The sequence below is a fragment of the Perlabentimonas gracilis genome, from assembly GCF_011174675.1.
Classification (GTDB): Bacteria; Bacteroidota; Bacteroidia; order Bacteroidales; family Tenuifilaceae; genus Perlabentimonas; species Perlabentimonas gracilis.
Map to the genome: position 1 here is coordinate 22,076 of NZ_JAANIG010000002.1, position 15,021 is coordinate 37,096.

13 protein-coding genes are annotated in these 15,021 nt (G+C 43.0%); 3 read left to right on the plus strand and 10 right to left on the minus strand.

Annotated features, from left to right (window positions below; translation table 11 throughout):
* Positions 1 to 2 precede the first annotated feature (2 nt).
* Entirely contained in the window at positions 3 to 734 is a 732-nt protein-coding gene (locus tag G8O23_RS01425; protein WP_166361009.1) for a phosphorylase family protein, read from the minus strand.
* Positions 735 to 979: 245 nt separating this feature from the next.
* On the opposite strand from G8O23_RS01425, the gene G8O23_RS01430 reads away from it, so the two are divergent.
* Positions 980 to 1,741: a hypothetical protein gene (locus tag G8O23_RS01430; RefSeq protein WP_166361011.1), complete on the plus strand. Its 762-nt coding sequence runs from the start codon at positions 980 to 982 to the stop codon at positions 1,739 to 1,741.
* 23 nt (positions 1,742 to 1,764) lie between these two features.
* On the opposite strand, the gene G8O23_RS01435 is transcribed toward G8O23_RS01430, so the two are convergent.
* The 4 genes from G8O23_RS01435 to G8O23_RS01450 all read right to left on the minus strand — a co-directional run bounded on the left by G8O23_RS01435 (position 1,765) and on the right by G8O23_RS01450 (position 5,355).
* A complete protein-coding gene (locus G8O23_RS01435) occupies positions 1,765 to 2,235 on the minus strand; it encodes a methylglyoxal synthase (RefSeq protein ID WP_166361013.1) in 471 nt (156 codons plus the stop codon).
* Between the two features lie 61 nt (positions 2,236 to 2,296).
* Complete coding sequence (locus G8O23_RS01440; protein ID WP_166361015.1) at positions 2,297 to 3,631, minus strand: tetratricopeptide repeat protein; 1,335 nt, start codon at positions 3,629 to 3,631, stop codon at positions 2,297 to 2,299.
* Positions 3,632 to 3,704: 73 nt separating this feature from the next.
* Positions 3,705 to 4,982: a M56 family metallopeptidase gene (locus G8O23_RS01445; RefSeq protein WP_166361017.1), complete on the minus strand. Its 1,278-nt coding sequence runs from the start codon at positions 4,980 to 4,982 to the stop codon at positions 3,705 to 3,707.
* On the minus strand, positions 4,969 to 5,355 hold the full coding sequence (locus G8O23_RS01450) for a BlaI/MecI/CopY family transcriptional regulator (protein ID WP_166361019.1): 387 nt from the start codon (positions 5,353 to 5,355) through the stop codon (positions 4,969 to 4,971). The genes G8O23_RS01445 and G8O23_RS01450 overlap by 14 nt, the downstream gene beginning before the upstream one ends.
* A 233-nt stretch (positions 5,356 to 5,588) precedes the next feature.
* Here G8O23_RS01450 and G8O23_RS01455 point away from each other — a divergent pair, with 233 nt between their 5' ends.
* Entirely contained in the window at positions 5,589 to 7,622 is a 2,034-nt protein-coding gene (locus tag G8O23_RS01455) for a M13 family metallopeptidase (protein WP_166361021.1), read from the plus strand.
* 29 nt (positions 7,623 to 7,651) lie between these two features.
* Here G8O23_RS01455 and G8O23_RS01460 read toward each other — a convergent pair whose 3' ends face one another.
* The gene (locus tag G8O23_RS01460; protein WP_166361023.1) at positions 7,652 to 9,688 is read right to left on the minus strand and encodes a thioredoxin domain-containing protein; all 2,037 of its coding nucleotides are present in this window, start codon (positions 9,686 to 9,688) and stop codon (positions 7,652 to 7,654) included.
* 136 nt (positions 9,689 to 9,824) lie between these two features.
* On the opposite strand from G8O23_RS01460, the gene G8O23_RS01465 reads away from it, so the two are divergent.
* Complete coding sequence (locus G8O23_RS01465; protein ID WP_166361025.1) at positions 9,825 to 11,228, plus strand: TlpA family protein disulfide reductase; 1,404 nt, start codon at positions 9,825 to 9,827, stop codon at positions 11,226 to 11,228.
* Between the two features lie 70 nt (positions 11,229 to 11,298).
* Here the strand turns inward: G8O23_RS01465 and G8O23_RS01470 are convergent, their stop codons facing one another.
* The 4 genes from G8O23_RS01470 to G8O23_RS01485 all read right to left on the minus strand — a co-directional run bounded on the left by G8O23_RS01470 (position 11,299) and on the right by G8O23_RS01485 (position 15,020).
* Positions 11,299 to 12,141, minus strand: a complete 843-nt coding sequence (locus G8O23_RS01470; protein WP_166361027.1) for a hypothetical protein — start codon at positions 12,139 to 12,141, stop codon at positions 11,299 to 11,301.
* 72 nt (positions 12,142 to 12,213) lie between these two features.
* The gene (locus tag G8O23_RS01475) at positions 12,214 to 13,026 is read right to left on the minus strand and encodes a hypothetical protein (RefSeq protein WP_166361029.1); all 813 of its coding nucleotides are present in this window, start codon (positions 13,024 to 13,026) and stop codon (positions 12,214 to 12,216) included.
* Between the two features lie 193 nt (positions 13,027 to 13,219).
* Positions 13,220 to 14,575: a TolC family protein gene (locus G8O23_RS01480; protein WP_166361031.1), complete on the minus strand. Its 1,356-nt coding sequence runs from the start codon at positions 14,573 to 14,575 to the stop codon at positions 13,220 to 13,222.
* Between the two features lie 136 nt (positions 14,576 to 14,711).
* Complete coding sequence (locus G8O23_RS01485; protein WP_166361033.1) at positions 14,712 to 15,020, minus strand: hypothetical protein; 309 nt, start codon at positions 15,018 to 15,020, stop codon at positions 14,712 to 14,714.
* Position 15,021: the final 1 nt, after the last annotated feature.

The following is a 15,021-nucleotide window of genomic DNA, read 5'->3' on the forward strand; positions in this document are numbered from 1 at the left end:
TGTTATACCCCACCCTCAGTAAGCCATTGGAGTACTCTAACCACTTGCTTCGATAGGCTCTCGGAGGCTTGGTGTAAGTTTTCCAAGAACTCTTCCTCTGTGGGTTTCTCTCCATCCACAATATCGGTAATGGACTTAATGGCTAGGAATGGTATGTTGTGTTGTTGAGCCACCCAGGCAATGGCTGCAGCCTCCATATCCTTTACAACTCCGTTGTAACTTTTTATGGTAGCCATATCCTGCTCTGTATAGTCGAGGGAGTTCCCGGTGGTTACCACGCCCGTTCGTAAGCCTAAATCATTTGCCATACCCAGACAACTGTAGGTGGGATGTACCCCAACACCATACTCCTTAAAACCGGGAATGTTAATTCTACGATCGTGATAGTTGGCGGTTGGGTAGCTCAGGTAAACATCACCAACTTGTGCGCTATCACTCCTAAACCCACCAGCCGTGCCCGCATTCAAAACAACACTAGGATTAAAAGTCTCAATGCCAAGATGAGTGGTTAGCGTTGAAGCTTGTGTGCCTATTTGGTCAACCTTAAACACTTTGCACTTGCCGTTAACAATTAGGTTTAGTTGAATACCATTAAAGTGTCCCGAGTAGTGTTCGAATGTGTAGCTAGGGCTTAAATAGCCCATATCTTTTAAACCCAGCTTGCGAATTATCGGGAGTGCTTCGTCATGCATCGCCATTACAAGAAGGATATTGGGGGTGCTTACGCTGGTCATGCTGTAAACTATCGATTAAAAGTGAGGTTCAAAGTTAGTAAAAGAAGATGATTTGATTGCACTATGGTATTGCTGCCTAGAATCTTCTTCTCGCCATAAAGTCTTATGCTTTAGTGTTATCAGAAATGTGTAGCATATTTTAGTAATTGCCTGAGGTAAAATTTTTGTATTATTTCATATTGTCGTATATTGTGTTGCATTTTGAAATGAATAGAAAACAATTGAATCAGTAGTCTTGCAATAGTATGGAGTTACCCCAAGGTGCTATAGATCATAGGGAAAATGAATTCTTTTCGTACCGATACTCAACTCGGTTCCAAAAGGGAGATATTGTGGATATTAGGACCGGGGTCGATCTTGAGGTTGCTAGGTTTCAGGCTCGTAAGAGTTTCCCTGATGTTCTAAATGAGTATTGGTGGTTAAAACCTTCGGATATCCCTGCGCTAAAAGATTTACCGTTAAGAATTTCGGATATATACTTCTACCACGGAGGTGTGCCTGTTGCTGTGTTGCAAACTGCTAGCGGCGGTTTGTCCCGTAAAGCTCAGGTCTTTCTCAAGAAAAGAGAGGAGCCAAAGCATAACCTAAATGATACAGTTGCCCAGGAAATGGCACAGCTTTCGCCTGTCGAACTGTCCGAATTACTATTGTGCCAGGATTTGCTGGTTAGGATCGAAGCAGCAAAAATTTTGAGTGAATCTCATCCTGAATATACACCCAGCGACAAGGAGCAGCAGGTAAGCTTTCTTATTATCAAAGCAAACTTCGATATGTTGGTGCCGTATGGCAAAGATGCCGTCGATCAGCTTATTGAGAGATTTTTGGTTACCACTAATGCCAAGGAAACCGAAAGGATTGTGGACACCCTAATTGCCATTGGCGAACCCGCAATTCCCCGCCTCGATGATATATCGGAGTTCATTTCGCTTATGGCAAGCCCTTACTATGCCAAGCGTATTAATTGGACTATCAATCAGATTAAGAAAAATAGGGTTGGAAGTAAGTAGGTGTTGAACCTTGCTTGCTAACCCTAAATGTCTAGGTTGCGGTTTATGTAACCACTGTAATCCTTCGTTTTGTTGATATAAACCCGGTCAAGCAGCGGCGATTCAATGATGAAATCGGCGGTAGAGCGGTTAGTTGCCGTGGGGATATTATACACGCTGGCAATGCGAAGCAAGGCCTTAACATCTACATCGTGGGGTTGGGGTTGCATAGGATCCCAGAAGAATATGAGTATATCCACATTCCCTTCAGCAATCATAGCGCCCAGCTGCTGATCGCCACCCAGAGGCCCCGACTTAAGCTTTGTGATTGATACCAACTGATACCCCTCTCCCTTGTGCATTCGGGTAAGCGCTTCATCTACCAGTTTTCCTGTTGTTCCAGTGCATACCAATTTGTGCTGTAGTAGCTTCTGCCAGTTCCACTCAACCCATTCAATCATATCATTCTTGCGGTTGTCGTGTGCAACCAGCGCTATGGTTTTTGTCTGCTTCATTTAATTGTTACTGATTTTTATATTCAGACAAAAATAGGAAAAAGTGGAGTGATTTGCTCAATTATTCCGATGATTCCTTAATCTTTACATTAGTACCGTCAAGAAAAAACGTTTCCCCATTTATTCTTCTTATAAAATGTTTTGCCATTGGCGCTCTCTCGTTGATAGACCTCATGGCTGTTGAGTCGTCGGCAAACAAGAGGAAGTCCTCTAGAGTTCTTTTTGCATTGTCGTAATCTTTGGCATTGTAGTAGCATATCCCAATTTCGTATATGTAAGCCTTGTATTCGGGGTGCAGTTCCAACGCTTTTTCAAACTGGGCAATCGCCTTTTGGTACTGGTTGGCCTTTTTATAGGCCTCGCCTCGTGAAGCATACAGCAGGGCAACCTCCTTTGGGTTTGGGGTAAGTAGCTCTTCGGTAATGTCAAGCAATTCAATGGCGCGTGGCCAGCCGCCAATTTGGATGTACGAATTGGCCATGATGTAGTTTAGCACATTGTCGGTGGTGTCTTTCTCAAAAGCTCTTTCTAAATACTCGGTTGCAGCTAAATGTTTTCCAATATGATATTTGCTTATGCCTAAGAATTTTTGAGTAAAGCGTGAGGAGTCTCCCATGATGCTGGCCTTTTCTAGCCATTTCTCAGCATCGGGGTAAACCTGCGATAGGAAGAAGAGGTATCCTTTAGTTCTAACAATTGGCACGTAGGTTGAATCCTGCTCGTATGCAATATCTGCAATGGGCATTACCTCGAATGGAGGAATACCTGCCTTGATAAATCCATTGATAAGCTTAATGGACAAGGGCATATTGGCTGGATTTAGTTCAAACGACTTGTTGTACGCATACAGTCCAACAGCCATGCTATCTATTCGCATTGCGCAATCGCCCAGCTGCTCCCAGATGTATGAGTTAAGGGTGTCGGCTTGTAGTAGATGTTCAAACTGAAGGAACGCCCCAAGAAATTGACCATCTCTTCGGAGCAAACGGGCGTACTGCGACCTTACGCTTACATTGCTTGAGTCAGCTTCGAGTATTTCTTGGTAAATGCGTAATGCCCAACCGTTTTTCCCTAGGTTAGCCAGTGAGCTGGCCAAATGTTGCTTGCATTTGGTACACGTGCTATCTATAGCTATTGCTCTTTGGTATACAACTATAGCACTGTCGAACTGCATGCGGTTTTCCCATAAGCCACCAAGCATTACCCAGTTTCGGGTTGATAAGCTATCTGTTCTCAACCTCTCTTTTAGCAACTCTATTAGCTCTTCGTCTGACAGGTTGTAGGCCATAATGCCAATATTCTCAGTTGAAATATCGTTCTCCTGTGCGCGAGCATTGTATGCTGATGTATTAACCAGCAGGAGAATTATGCCTAGAAGGAGTGAAAACTTAGCCATCGTTTTGGTGGGTTGGTTTGTAATAAACCCCGAGTATGCAGTGCATACCCGGGGTGTGCAACGCTCTATATGTTTATTCTAGGGTGAACAGAATGGGGATGTTAAAGGATACTCTTACTGGTTCGTCGCGTTGAGTTCCGGGTGTCCATACGGGGCTCGACTCAACCACTCTTAGAGCCTCCTTGTCAAGCGATGGATCAGCTCCTCTAAGGATTTTTGCATTGGTTAACCTACCATCAGGTTCAATAATAAACGACATGATAACTCTACCCTGTATACCGTTATCCGCTGCAATCTCAGGGTATTGAAGGTTTTTGCTTATGTACTCAAGGAATTTATTGATATCGCCTCCTTGGAACCTAGGCATCTTTTCTACAACTACAAATATTTCTCCCTCAGCCTCGCTGGTCTTGCTTATCTCATCGTCATTTGCGATAAGTTCTACAGTTATCTCTTCCTTAACTTCAGTTTCTGCAATTTCGTTGCTGTCGCACGATATTATAAATGCAGCGGGTATGGCTACGGCTAAGGCAAGTGCCCAGCGCAGCAGAGCTCCCTTGGTCTTTTGTGTGATGTTCATCATGGCTAATCGTTTTAGTGTTAGTGATTTGTTGAAATTATTGCCAATGGGCAGCGCTATCCCACTAAAGGCAATGGAGATTATGGTATCCAAATACGCGTGTGGATCGGTTTGAGTGTCGATAACCGCTTTGTCGGCTTGGTACTCGTGTACCTCAACTATGGCCTTGCGGAGCATCCAGTAAAAAGGGTTAAACCATTGAACTATTCCAACAACCTCGAATAGCATGATATCAAATGAGTGTCCTTTTTGCTGGTGTGCCTGTTCATGCTTCAGGATATCTTCCAAGCCATCCTGAGGGATGCCTTGGGGATTAATAAAGCAGTACTTCATGAACGAGAAGGGTGGGGTATCGTTTTCGTGCTCAACAATAAGCATCGAACCTTTACGGTACCTCTTACCTTGCTGGGTGAGTATCCCTATCTTAATTAGCTGGTAGGCTAGCCTTAAAACAAATAGAGCCGATATGGAAAGTATGGCAATACTAAAGATACTGTTCCAATTTATCGAGTTCTCACTTGGGCCTATTGTAACTTCCGGGATGCTAATGGTTACCATTCCATAGCTTGGCAGGGGGCTAATTTGAAAGATGCTTTGTATTGCTGGTAGTAGCCATGGCCCTGCTGCCGATGTGATAACACCTAGTAAAATGAATCCGCGTACCAACCCAAACCTATTCACATTCCTTAAAAAAAGAAACCAAATACCCCAGAATATGAAAATCCCTAAGCTAATCTTTAGCAGTATGCTAAGTGTGCTACTTGCTTCCATCTTGCTTTTGTTTTTTTAGTTCGTCGGATAAAAGGTTGATTATCGATTCCATCTCCTCAATGGACAGGTTATCCTCCTTGGCAAAGTACGAAACCATTTGTCGGTACGAGTTGCCAAAGTAACTTTTAATAAATCCCTTCAGAAACTTACCGGAGTACTCCTTCTTGCTAATAAGGGGGTAGTACTCGTGGGTTTTGCCATAGGCATTGTGGCCCACAAACCCTTTCTTCTCCAATATCCTAACAATGGTTGACACCGTATTGTACGCTGGCTTGGGGGTTGGCATATCATCAATAATATCCTTAACAAACCCCTTCTCAATCTTCCAGAGTATTTGCATTACTTGCTCTTCGGCTTTTGTTAGTTCTTTCATACTCGATTTTTTGTTTAAACAAATATATAACTAATAAATTAGTTGAACAACTAAATTGTTAGTTTATTTTTAAAGTAATTTCTGGGAGTTTTGTAATGAACAGAATATCAGTATAAATATATTCTTTTAATAAATGTATAAATTGTGTGAGTATAGTGGCTAAAATTTTATCATTGGCTTAAACCAAACTGCATATATTACATCAAATTTGACTAAACCATTAATGAAAAACTATGCGTTTACTAACAATTTGTATTACAATGACAGTGGGATTGCTTGTGGGATGTAGTGGTCCCCAAAAAGAGGTTAAGCCTGCTCTTGATGTGGCGAATATGGACTTAACCGTTAAGCCTGGTGTTGATTTCTTTGCATACGCCAATGGTAACTGGGTTAAGAATACGGTTATACCCGACGATAAATCGCGGTACGGATCGTTCGATATTTTGCAGGAAGAGAACAATGTTACGCTTAAAGGTATTTTCGAGAAAGCTTCAACAATGAAGCGGAAGCCCAAGGGGTCGAGTTGGCAAAAGGTGGGCGATTTTTACCTATCGGGTATGGATGAGGAAACCATTGAAAGTAAAGGGTTTGAGCCCATTAAGCCAAAGTTGGCTCGTATTGAGGGTATGTCATCTATTGAGGACATAGTTAGCGAGATTCCCGCCTTACATAGCATTAGGGTGTCGCCTCTTTTTGGCGTGTACGCCGGGCAGGACAGAAAGAATACCACCGAAATAGTACTAAACCTTGGTCAGGGCGGATTGGGTATGCCCGATCGCGATTACTACCTATCGAACGATAGCCGTTCAAAGGAAATTAGAACAGCTTACGTCGATCATTTGGAGAAGACCTTTATGCTTATTGGAAACTCCGATGAGGAGGCAAAGCAAAAGGCTAAAAACATTTTCGACTTGGAAAAGCGACTGGCAAAGGCCTCGTTCACTCGTCTTGAGCGACGCGACCCCAATCGCACCTACAATAAGGTATCGTTGGGCGAATTGCAAAAGTTAAGCCCAAGCATTAGCTGGGACAGCTACTTTGCTGCCATTGGTGCTGATGTTCCTTCGGATGTAATTATTGATAACCCTGCGTTTTTTAATGAGATTTCGTTGATGATAGCAGAAATCCCTGTAGATAGCTGGAAGGATTACTTAACCTGGAATGTTGTGAGCAGATTCTCGCCCTACCTTAGCTCTGCATTTGTCGATCAGAGCTTCGAGTTTTACGGCAAGGTGCTTTCCGGTAGCGAGGTCAATAGGCCCCGTTGGGAGCGCGTGGCAGGTTCTGCAAATATGGTGCTTGGCGAGGTTGTTGGGCAAATATTTGTTGAGGAAAATTTCCCACCCGAGGCCAAGGAGCGAATGACCGAGCTGGTGGCTAACCTTAAGTTGGTTTACCGCGATCGTATGCAAAACCTAACCTGGATGACCGATCAAACCAAGGAGCGCGCCATTGCCAAACTCGATGCCATGAATGTTAAGATTGGATATCCCGACAAGTGGAAGGATTATAGCGAGCTAGATATTACAGCAGATTGTTACGCTGAGAACATTATGAGCGGTTTTGCTTTCGGATTCCGTCAGAATATGGATAAGGTTGGAAAACCTGTTGACAGAACGGAGTGGTTTATGACTCCACAAACCGTTAATGCATACTACAGCCCAACCATGAACGAAATTGTTTTCCCAGCAGCAATTCTTCAGCCTCCATTCTTCAACCTACAAGCCGATGATGCTGTGAACTATGGAGCCATAGGTATGGTTATTGGCCATGAAATTACCCATGGTTTCGACGATCAGGGTCGTAAGTACAATAAGGATGGTAACCTTGAGGAGTGGTGGGAATCTGAGGATTCGGAGAAGTTCAACCACCTTACTCAAACCATTATCGATCAGTACGACGCATTTGTGGCCATTGATGATATGACCCTGAACGGACGTCTTACCCTTGGCGAGAATATAGCCGATTACGGTGGGCTAACCATTGCGTACCACGCATTGCAAAGGTCTATGGAGGGAAAACCACGCCCTGAGCCAATTGATGGCTTTACTCCAGAGCAGCGTTTTTTCCTATCGTATGCCAATGTGTGGCGTCAGGTAATTCGCGACCAAGCGCTAATTAGTAGTGTTAAGCTTGGGCCCCACTCGCCTGGTAAATTCCGTGTGAATGGTGCTGTGTTCAACATCAACGAGTTTTACGATGCATTTGAGATAGATCCTGCCGATCCGCTTTACAGGGCTCCTGAGGTTCGTCCTACCATTTGGTAGAACGGAGTGCTAACTCATTTCGAAAGGTCCTAATGGCGAGAGCCAAAGGGCCTTTCGTTTTTAATTCGCATTTCAACCTCCTCGGCGTTTGCGGTGGCAGGCAGGCAGGTGTTGCCGATACAAAGGTTAAAGAAACCATCATCAATGGTATGGCTGGCTATGGGTAGTTCCGATTGCTGACTATATATATATGGTGTTACGTGCGGGTAGGTTAGCGTTCTTATGAGCCCCAATAGTTTTGGCTTAGCGTCGTTGCCCGAGAAGGCTATCTCTGCGCTACCAGCAATGTGCTTTAAAAATACGTGTGCCCACTTGTAAACGTAAACTCCCCCTCGGTGCAGCTGCTCCACAATGTTGTGTAGCATTTGGGTAGCAATCTCAGCATACCAGTCGTTTCGGAAGTACTGGCTAAGCGTAATAAGGTTTGAGGCCATAACTGCTCCCGACGATGGCATCACGCCGTCGGTAATCTCCATTTTGCGAACAATGATATTGTCGTGTTCAGAGGATGTTAAAAAGAACATATCCGTTTGCTTATCGAAGAACTTGTCGAAGGCAATATCGGTAAGCTGTTTAGCCTTGGTTAGCCATTCCTCATCGAATGTAGACTGGTACAGCGCAATGTATGATTGGGCAAGGTAGGCGTAATCGTCAAGGAAGGCTGGGATGGTCGTTTTGCCTTTGCAGTAAATTCTATGCAGAGTGCCATTGTTTGACCTTAGCTTGTTTTCGATAAAATTTGCCGTTCGAATGGCATGGGTTAGGAACCGTTGATCGCCAAACACCACAAAGGCATTGGCAAGCGCCTTAATGGTTAGCGCATTCCATGAAAGGATAACCTTGTCGTCGGTAATTGGCCTAATGCGCGTTAGCCTTGCGTTGAATAGCTTAGTGCGTGCAGCCTTTAGCCTCTCAACCACATCATCGATGGAAAGACCCAAAAGGCAAGCGGTTTCATTTATCGAAGCCGATATCCTTAAAACATTCTTGCCTAGGTGAACACCCGACCCTGTGGCACCATATACAATGGAGAATAGCTCGGCATCGGGCCCAAGAAGGTTGTCAATTTCCTCCTTGGAGTAGGTGTAAAACTTACCCTCTTCTCCCTCGCTATCGGCATCAATGGCGCTGTAAAATGCTCCATCGGCCGATTGTAGTTCACGCCGAATAAAATCTATAGTTTGGTATACGGTAGCCCGGTACTGCTCGTCTTTAAAGTGCTTGTAAGCGTTGGAGTAAAGGCTGATTAGCTGTGCATTATCGTAGAGCATCTTCTCAAAGTGTGGTACATACCACTGCTCATCTACAGAGTAACGAAAAAATCCGCCACCCAGGTGATCGTATATTCCACCGCTTTGCATCTTATCGAGGGTGAGCTTTACGTGCTTCTTCACATCCTCATCCTGAGCCACTTCAGCAAAGTCGAGGAGGAATTGCAGCGATCCGGGCATGGCAAACTTGGGCGCACCTTTGTTGGCACCATATCTACTGTCGAAACGCTTGCTCCAGTTGTCAACGTAGTTGGTAAGTATTTCTGGTTTAATGGGGTTAGAGTCTGCTTTTTCGGCTATAATTTCTGTGGATGAAATTCCCAGGGTAAGTTCTTCGGCCACCTCTATCACCTTTTTGGGTTCAGTCATCCATGCAAAGTGAAGGCTTTTGAGAATATCGAGCCAGCCCTCAGGCTTAAAGTAGGTTCCCCCAAATACTGGTTTGCCATTGGGTAGGGTAAAACAGTTGAGTGGCCACCCACCCGAACGGGTAATTATCTGAATGGCATTCATGTATATCTGATCAACATCGGGACGCTCCTCCCTGTCTACCTTAATGCATACGTAATGATCGTTCATAAACTCAGCAACCTCATGGTTCGAGAACGACTCCTTCTCCATTACATGGCACCAATGGCAGCTGCTATATCCAATGCTAATGAGGATTAGCTTATTCTCCATCTTTGCCTTGGCGAAGGCCTCATCGCCCCAAGGATACCAATTAACTGGATTGGTGGCGTGTTGCAGAAGGTATGGACTAGTTTGCGATGCCAGATGATTATATGAAGTGTTCATAAAAATTTTAGGGTATAATGTTTGATATGATGGATTAACAAATACCTTAGCCATTTGTTGTTAATTAATACCAAAATGGTCCGGAACAGTGTAACAAAATTTCTATTTTTGTTAATCAAAATAAACAAGTTAAACTATGCGTCGAATAATTTTTATAGCAATTGCAATAGCTGCATTAATTTCTGAGACAAATGCCCAGGGCTATCGGATAGAGGTGAAAGTTGATGGGCTTGCCGATACCAAGCTGCAGCTGGGCTACTACCACGGTGAAAAAACGCTGCTTGCCGATACGGCAACAACCAATTCGAAAGGGGTAGCTGTGTTTAAGGGCGACACGCTACTGCCCCGTGGAATGTACTTTGTGGTTCTGCCCGAAAACTTTTTCGAGTTGATTCTTGAGGATAATCAGCAATTCGGCATAACCACATCGATTGACAATGTGAATCAAAATTTAAAGTTTACCAACTCCCCAGAGAATACGGCATTCGATAGATACCGAAAGTTTTTAGCCGAGAAGCAAAACCGAATGGGCGAACTACAAAAGCAGGCCCAGGAGCAGAGAGAAGCAACCGGTGAGGTTGATAAGGGCTTGGTAGCTAAGATTGAAGCGCTGGATAGCGACGTGAAAACTATGTGGAACGAAACGGTTGCAGCCAACCAAGGCTCAATGCTAGCCGCCATAATTAATACGTTAAAACCTGTTGAGTTCCCCGATTTTGGCATACCGGATGATGCTCCCAATGCCGATTCCCTTAGATGGATTACCAGCATAAGGTATAATCAGAAGCATTATTTCGACAATGTCGATTTCTCGGAGTCAGGTCTTATCCGTACTCCTTTCTTTGTAGGACGTATCGATAACTATTTCGATAGGGTGCTAATCCCCGTAGCCGATACCATAGTACCCTACGCCGATAGGATTATTGAGAGGGCAAGAGCAAACGATGATATGTACCGTTTTATCGTTACGCATCTTTTTTCAAAGTTTTCTAATTCATCCATTATGGGTATGGATGCAGTGTTTGTTCATATTGCCGAGAAGTACTTCCTGTCGGGTCAAACGCCATGGATTACCGAGGAGACCAAAGGGAAAATTGCCGAAAGGGTAGGGGACTTAAAGCCCAACCTGATTGGCCAAATTGCCCCAAACTTCCGAATGGCAAGCCTCAGCGGAGGTGTGCAGGAGTTGCACAAGGTAAATGCTGAGGTTACAGTTGTCTACTTTTGGGAACCATCTTGCAGCCATTGCAAAAGGGTAACTCCACTGCTTCGCGATTTGTACAATAAGTTCAAGGATAAGGGTATGGCCGTTGTGGCTGTTTATACCCAGGGCGAGATGGATAAATGGAAGGAGTATGTAGATTCAAATGAGCTTAAATGGATAAACGTTTGGGATCCAACTCGCGGATCGCGCTACCATAAGCTTTACGATATTTATAGCACCCCAGTGCTATACGTGCTCGATAAGGATAAAAAAATTGTTGCCAAGCGAATTGGAATTGAATCACTGGAGCGGTTTATTGAGCAGGAGATTTTGTAATGCATTAAATATATAAGAAAAGGCTGCAGATCATCTGCAGCCTTTCTTTTGTAGTGTGAATAGGTTTAAACTAGAAGTGAAACATTAAATATAGATTTCCATATGAATAGGGAAATTGGGTTTGCATAGAAATATTCAGTGAGCCAGGATTTCGTGCAATATTCTCTTCTACATGTAATGTGCCAACCATTCTTTCTTGGGTTTCGTAGCCTTGGCCCTCGAATGTCATGCCATAAGCTAATCCAAACTCGGCACCAACACAAACTCTAGGCATAAAATAATACTCTCCGCCAATAAAGGCACCTAGACTTATGCTGTTTTGGATACCTGCTTTCTGTTCAAGGGGACGAACGGCTGTGTTACCATGCCAGTATGTAGTAGGGCTTGAGTTAATCTCTGTCATTTGGTTACCATATTCATATACCCTGCTATACTTTTCGAAGTGATAGCCTAAGTCAGCTCCATAAAAGCCCCTAAAATTTTTATGATTATGGTAAAGTTGGTAACCAACTTTCATTTCATAGCTATGCCAGTTATCAATACGCCGATCAACAAGTTGTTTGTTGCTATTAGGGTCTAAAAAAATTGCAGCATCATCCGGAACATATTCCTTAAGGATATCTATGTAAGTTGACAAGTTAATCGATGCCCTTATGGCCGAATTACCGGTAAGAAAATACCGAAAGTAAAGAGTATTATCGTTAAGGTTAAGGCGATTGTTTGTTGTTCCATTGAACATATTCCCAACATAGTTTAGGAAGGGACTTGCATCAAACCCTACTCCTATGTCACCCGCTTTGGGAAGAGTCATATTGTTCTTAGCACCAGTATCCTCCGTGGTATCAATCCCTTCTTGGGCTATTGAAGCTAAGCTAAATATGGCTATTGAAAGTGTGATTAGTATTTTTTTCATTACGTTAAATTTTTCTTGATTTATTAGCCATTATGTATTTTTTACAAGCAAAATTGTGTTTGATTGAAATGATTATTCCCAAAGTTCACCTGACCCAAAATTAACATACTGAGGTGTTGGACTTGATTCAGTAAAGGAACCCAAATTCGTGCTATACCTGTAATTCTTTCTTACAACAGGATCAGCCTCTAATTTTTTCGAATATTCAAAACGAGCATTTATAAAAGACGATCTAGGAACATCAATCTGAACAATACCGTCGCTACCTACTGTTGCAGTTGCTGTCCAGTCATTATTGTAAAAGGTCACAACTGTGCCCGATGGAACCACTTCAACTCCTGCTTCAGTAGCATCTAAATCGGCTTCAAGTTGGAACCTTCTGCTTACAAATTCTGTTTGATCAGACATTTTTGTGTTACTGTATGTAACCTCTAGTATCTTATGTTCCTCAGCCTTTACATTAACTGTTGTTAATGTATTGTAGTAATAACGGTACGCTATTGTTGTAGATCCAGAACCATAGGGTTGTACTTGATTGTAGATAAAGTCTTCAGGTTCAATGGTTACATTAACACCTGCTGCATTAGTTGGGACTTCAACCTCTACAATACCATTACTAACTAAAGCAGTAGTTGTCCAAAAGCCTTGAGCCATTGGATTGAATTGAGAATTAGCAATTGAAATTTTAACCTTGGTATCGTTAGGTGCGTATTCAATTCCAAAGTTTGTTTTATCGAGCTCGGCGTAAACATAAACCTCAATAGTTGCTGTTTCAGTCTGATCCAATGTTAGGCTCGATGTTTCAATTTCCTCACATGCACTAAAAATAAACGCGAATACAACTAGCATTCCGCTAATTTTTCTCAATAGATTTCTTGTTTTCATGATGTAAAAAATGTTAGGTTAATTATTAATAGATTTTGATGCTTAATCAAATTTAATATAAATAAACCTTTATGCAAAAAAATAATGAGCTATTGTTTTATCGTTTTTGTAATAGAAACACAAAAAAGCCCCGGGAACCACCCCGGGGCTAACCAACAAACCATAAACTAAACCTATAATTAAACCACCAAAACTACAGGGCTATAGGCACGCCCCTGTAGAAGTCAAGTATTTTCATTCGTAGGATATAGGTGTATTTTGCATGCAGCAGTTGTCCTTCGGCTTGTATTAGGTTATTTTGTGCAACCCCAACATCTAGTGCATTCACCATACCCAGTTCAAATCTATTTACTGTTTGCTTGTATAGCTCCTGATAGCTCTTTACCGCTTCGCTATAGGCTATGTATCCATCCCAAGCGGCTCTGGCATCGGCAATAGCGCTTTGTACATCTTTGTACACAGCCTTTTGTGCCTCTTCTAGGGCAAATTTTGCATCCAGAAGATGAATTTTAGACTGATTAACTTGTGTAAGGTTTGAAAGCCTTTGAAAAATTGGCACCGAAACCCTAAACTGAAGCACATGCTGCGAGTAATCCTTAATCTGCTGGCCGTAGGTGTAGTCTGGATACGCTATCCTATTTTCGTGTGGGCCATACCAGGCCGACTGGTCGTATCCCGAGCCAAAGGAGTAACCTAGGCTAATCCTTGGGCTTAGTAGGCCATAGGCCATATTTACTTGTTTCTCGGCGCTCTTCACGTTAAATCTTTCCCGCTTTATTTCTGGCCTCACTTCGGCAATCTGAATGTAGGTATGCTTATTATCGAGCTCTTTCGGATCATCTGAAATAATTATTGGGGTGATCTCAATGGAAAACTCATCGGGGTTTTCCAACTCTAAAAGTTGGGCTAGCTCTATGGTTGAATACCTCAGCCGGTTGTTGGCATTGGTAACTAGAGCCTGTTGATTTACATGCTGAGCCTTGAGGTTGAGGTATTCCCCTTGCGCAATTATGCCAAGTTCTAACTCTACCTCAGCCTTTGTAAGCTGTTGCTGGGCTAGCTTAAGTTGTTCGCTTGCCAACTTTGTATTTTCAGTATCGAGCAGAACCTGCAGGAAGCTGGCAACAACATTTAGGGTTACGTTGTTCTTTAGTACTTCGGTATTCTGCTTCTGCGACTCGAGTACATATTTTAGCCTAGCCCTATTGTTTAAGCCATACAAACCGTTAAAAAGGGTGATCTCCGAGCTTATGCCTAGGCTACCGCCCTGGTTCTCCATCCTTACAAATTCCAGCTCGTACTGGCTAAAGGTCGACCCATTTAAATACTGATGGTTTAAGAAACCCGAAAGGTTTGGGCCCAATTGAAATGTGCTCTGCGTGAACTGTTTCTGGGCAACCTTCTCCTGTAATTCGCTTCGTTTTATTTGAATGTTGTTCTGTAGGGCATGGCTAATGCAATCCTCCAGTTTCCATCCTTCTTGGGCTATCCCTTGCAGTATTATTGCCAGTAAGGCAGTGGTTAGTATGATGATTTTAGTTGTTTTCATGTTGTAATTACGTTTTATGTATGGCTTGCCTGATGAAAAAATGAGCAATACTATTCGGAATTTTTAATACTAATGCTTAGTGTTCTTTCTAGGTTTTTTAGATGAATTCAATAGTATTGCTCATGGGGTGTTTCGATTAGCTATTCAACTTTCGATAAAGTACCTGTATATGGGTTGCCCCTTTGCGCGGGGTGAAAATCTGTATTAGCTCCCATCCCTTGTCGTAGTTCGATAACGATTTACGAAGATTATTAATCTGCTCAAGGGTGGCGTGTTCATAATCATCGGCTGCTAATGCTGAACAATCCTCATTTGGCTGGTCGATACTCCAAGGGAATGACTCAACCCTGTAGCTGTATACCACTTTCTTTTCGCCAATGGTGAGAGACACTTCGGCAATCTGATCTTCCCCAAAGCCAGGTACTGGTATGCATATCTCTTTCATA

Coding starts and splice junctions, on each gene's coding strand:
- G8O23_RS01455 (WP_166361021.1), top strand. CDS start 5,589: ATGCGTTTACTAACAATTTGTATTACAATGACAGTGGGATTGCTTGTG.
- G8O23_RS01440 (WP_166361015.1), bottom strand. CDS start 3,631: ATGGCTAAGTTTTCACTCCTTCTAGGCATAATTCTCCTGCTGGTTAAT.
- G8O23_RS01475 (WP_166361029.1), bottom strand. CDS start 13,026: ATGAAAACAAGAAATCTATTGAGAAAAATTAGCGGAATGCTAGTTGTA.
- G8O23_RS01450 (WP_166361019.1), bottom strand. CDS start 5,355: ATGAAAGAACTAACAAAAGCCGAAGAGCAAGTAATGCAAATACTCTGG.
- G8O23_RS01460 (WP_166361023.1), bottom strand. CDS start 9,688: ATGAACACTTCATATAATCATCTGGCATCGCAAACTAGTCCATACCTT.
- G8O23_RS01485 (WP_166361033.1), bottom strand. CDS start 15,020: ATGAAAGAGATATGCATACCAGTACCTGGCTTTGGGGAAGATCAGATT.
- G8O23_RS01445 (WP_166361017.1), bottom strand. CDS start 4,982: ATGGAAGCAAGTAGCACACTTAGCATACTGCTAAAGATTAGCTTAGGG.
- G8O23_RS01465 (WP_166361025.1), top strand. CDS start 9,825: ATGCGTCGAATAATTTTTATAGCAATTGCAATAGCTGCATTAATTTCT.
- G8O23_RS01470 (WP_166361027.1), bottom strand. CDS start 12,141: ATGAAAAAAATACTAATCACACTTTCAATAGCCATATTTAGCTTAGCT.
- G8O23_RS01480 (WP_166361031.1), bottom strand. CDS start 14,575: ATGAAAACAACTAAAATCATCATACTAACCACTGCCTTACTGGCAATA.
- G8O23_RS01435 (WP_166361013.1), bottom strand. CDS start 2,235: ATGAAGCAGACAAAAACCATAGCGCTGGTTGCACACGACAACCGCAAG.
- G8O23_RS01425 (WP_166361009.1), bottom strand. CDS start 734: ATGACCAGCGTAAGCACCCCCAATATCCTTCTTGTAATGGCGATGCAT.
- G8O23_RS01430 (WP_166361011.1), top strand. CDS start 980: ATGGAGTTACCCCAAGGTGCTATAGATCATAGGGAAAATGAATTCTTT.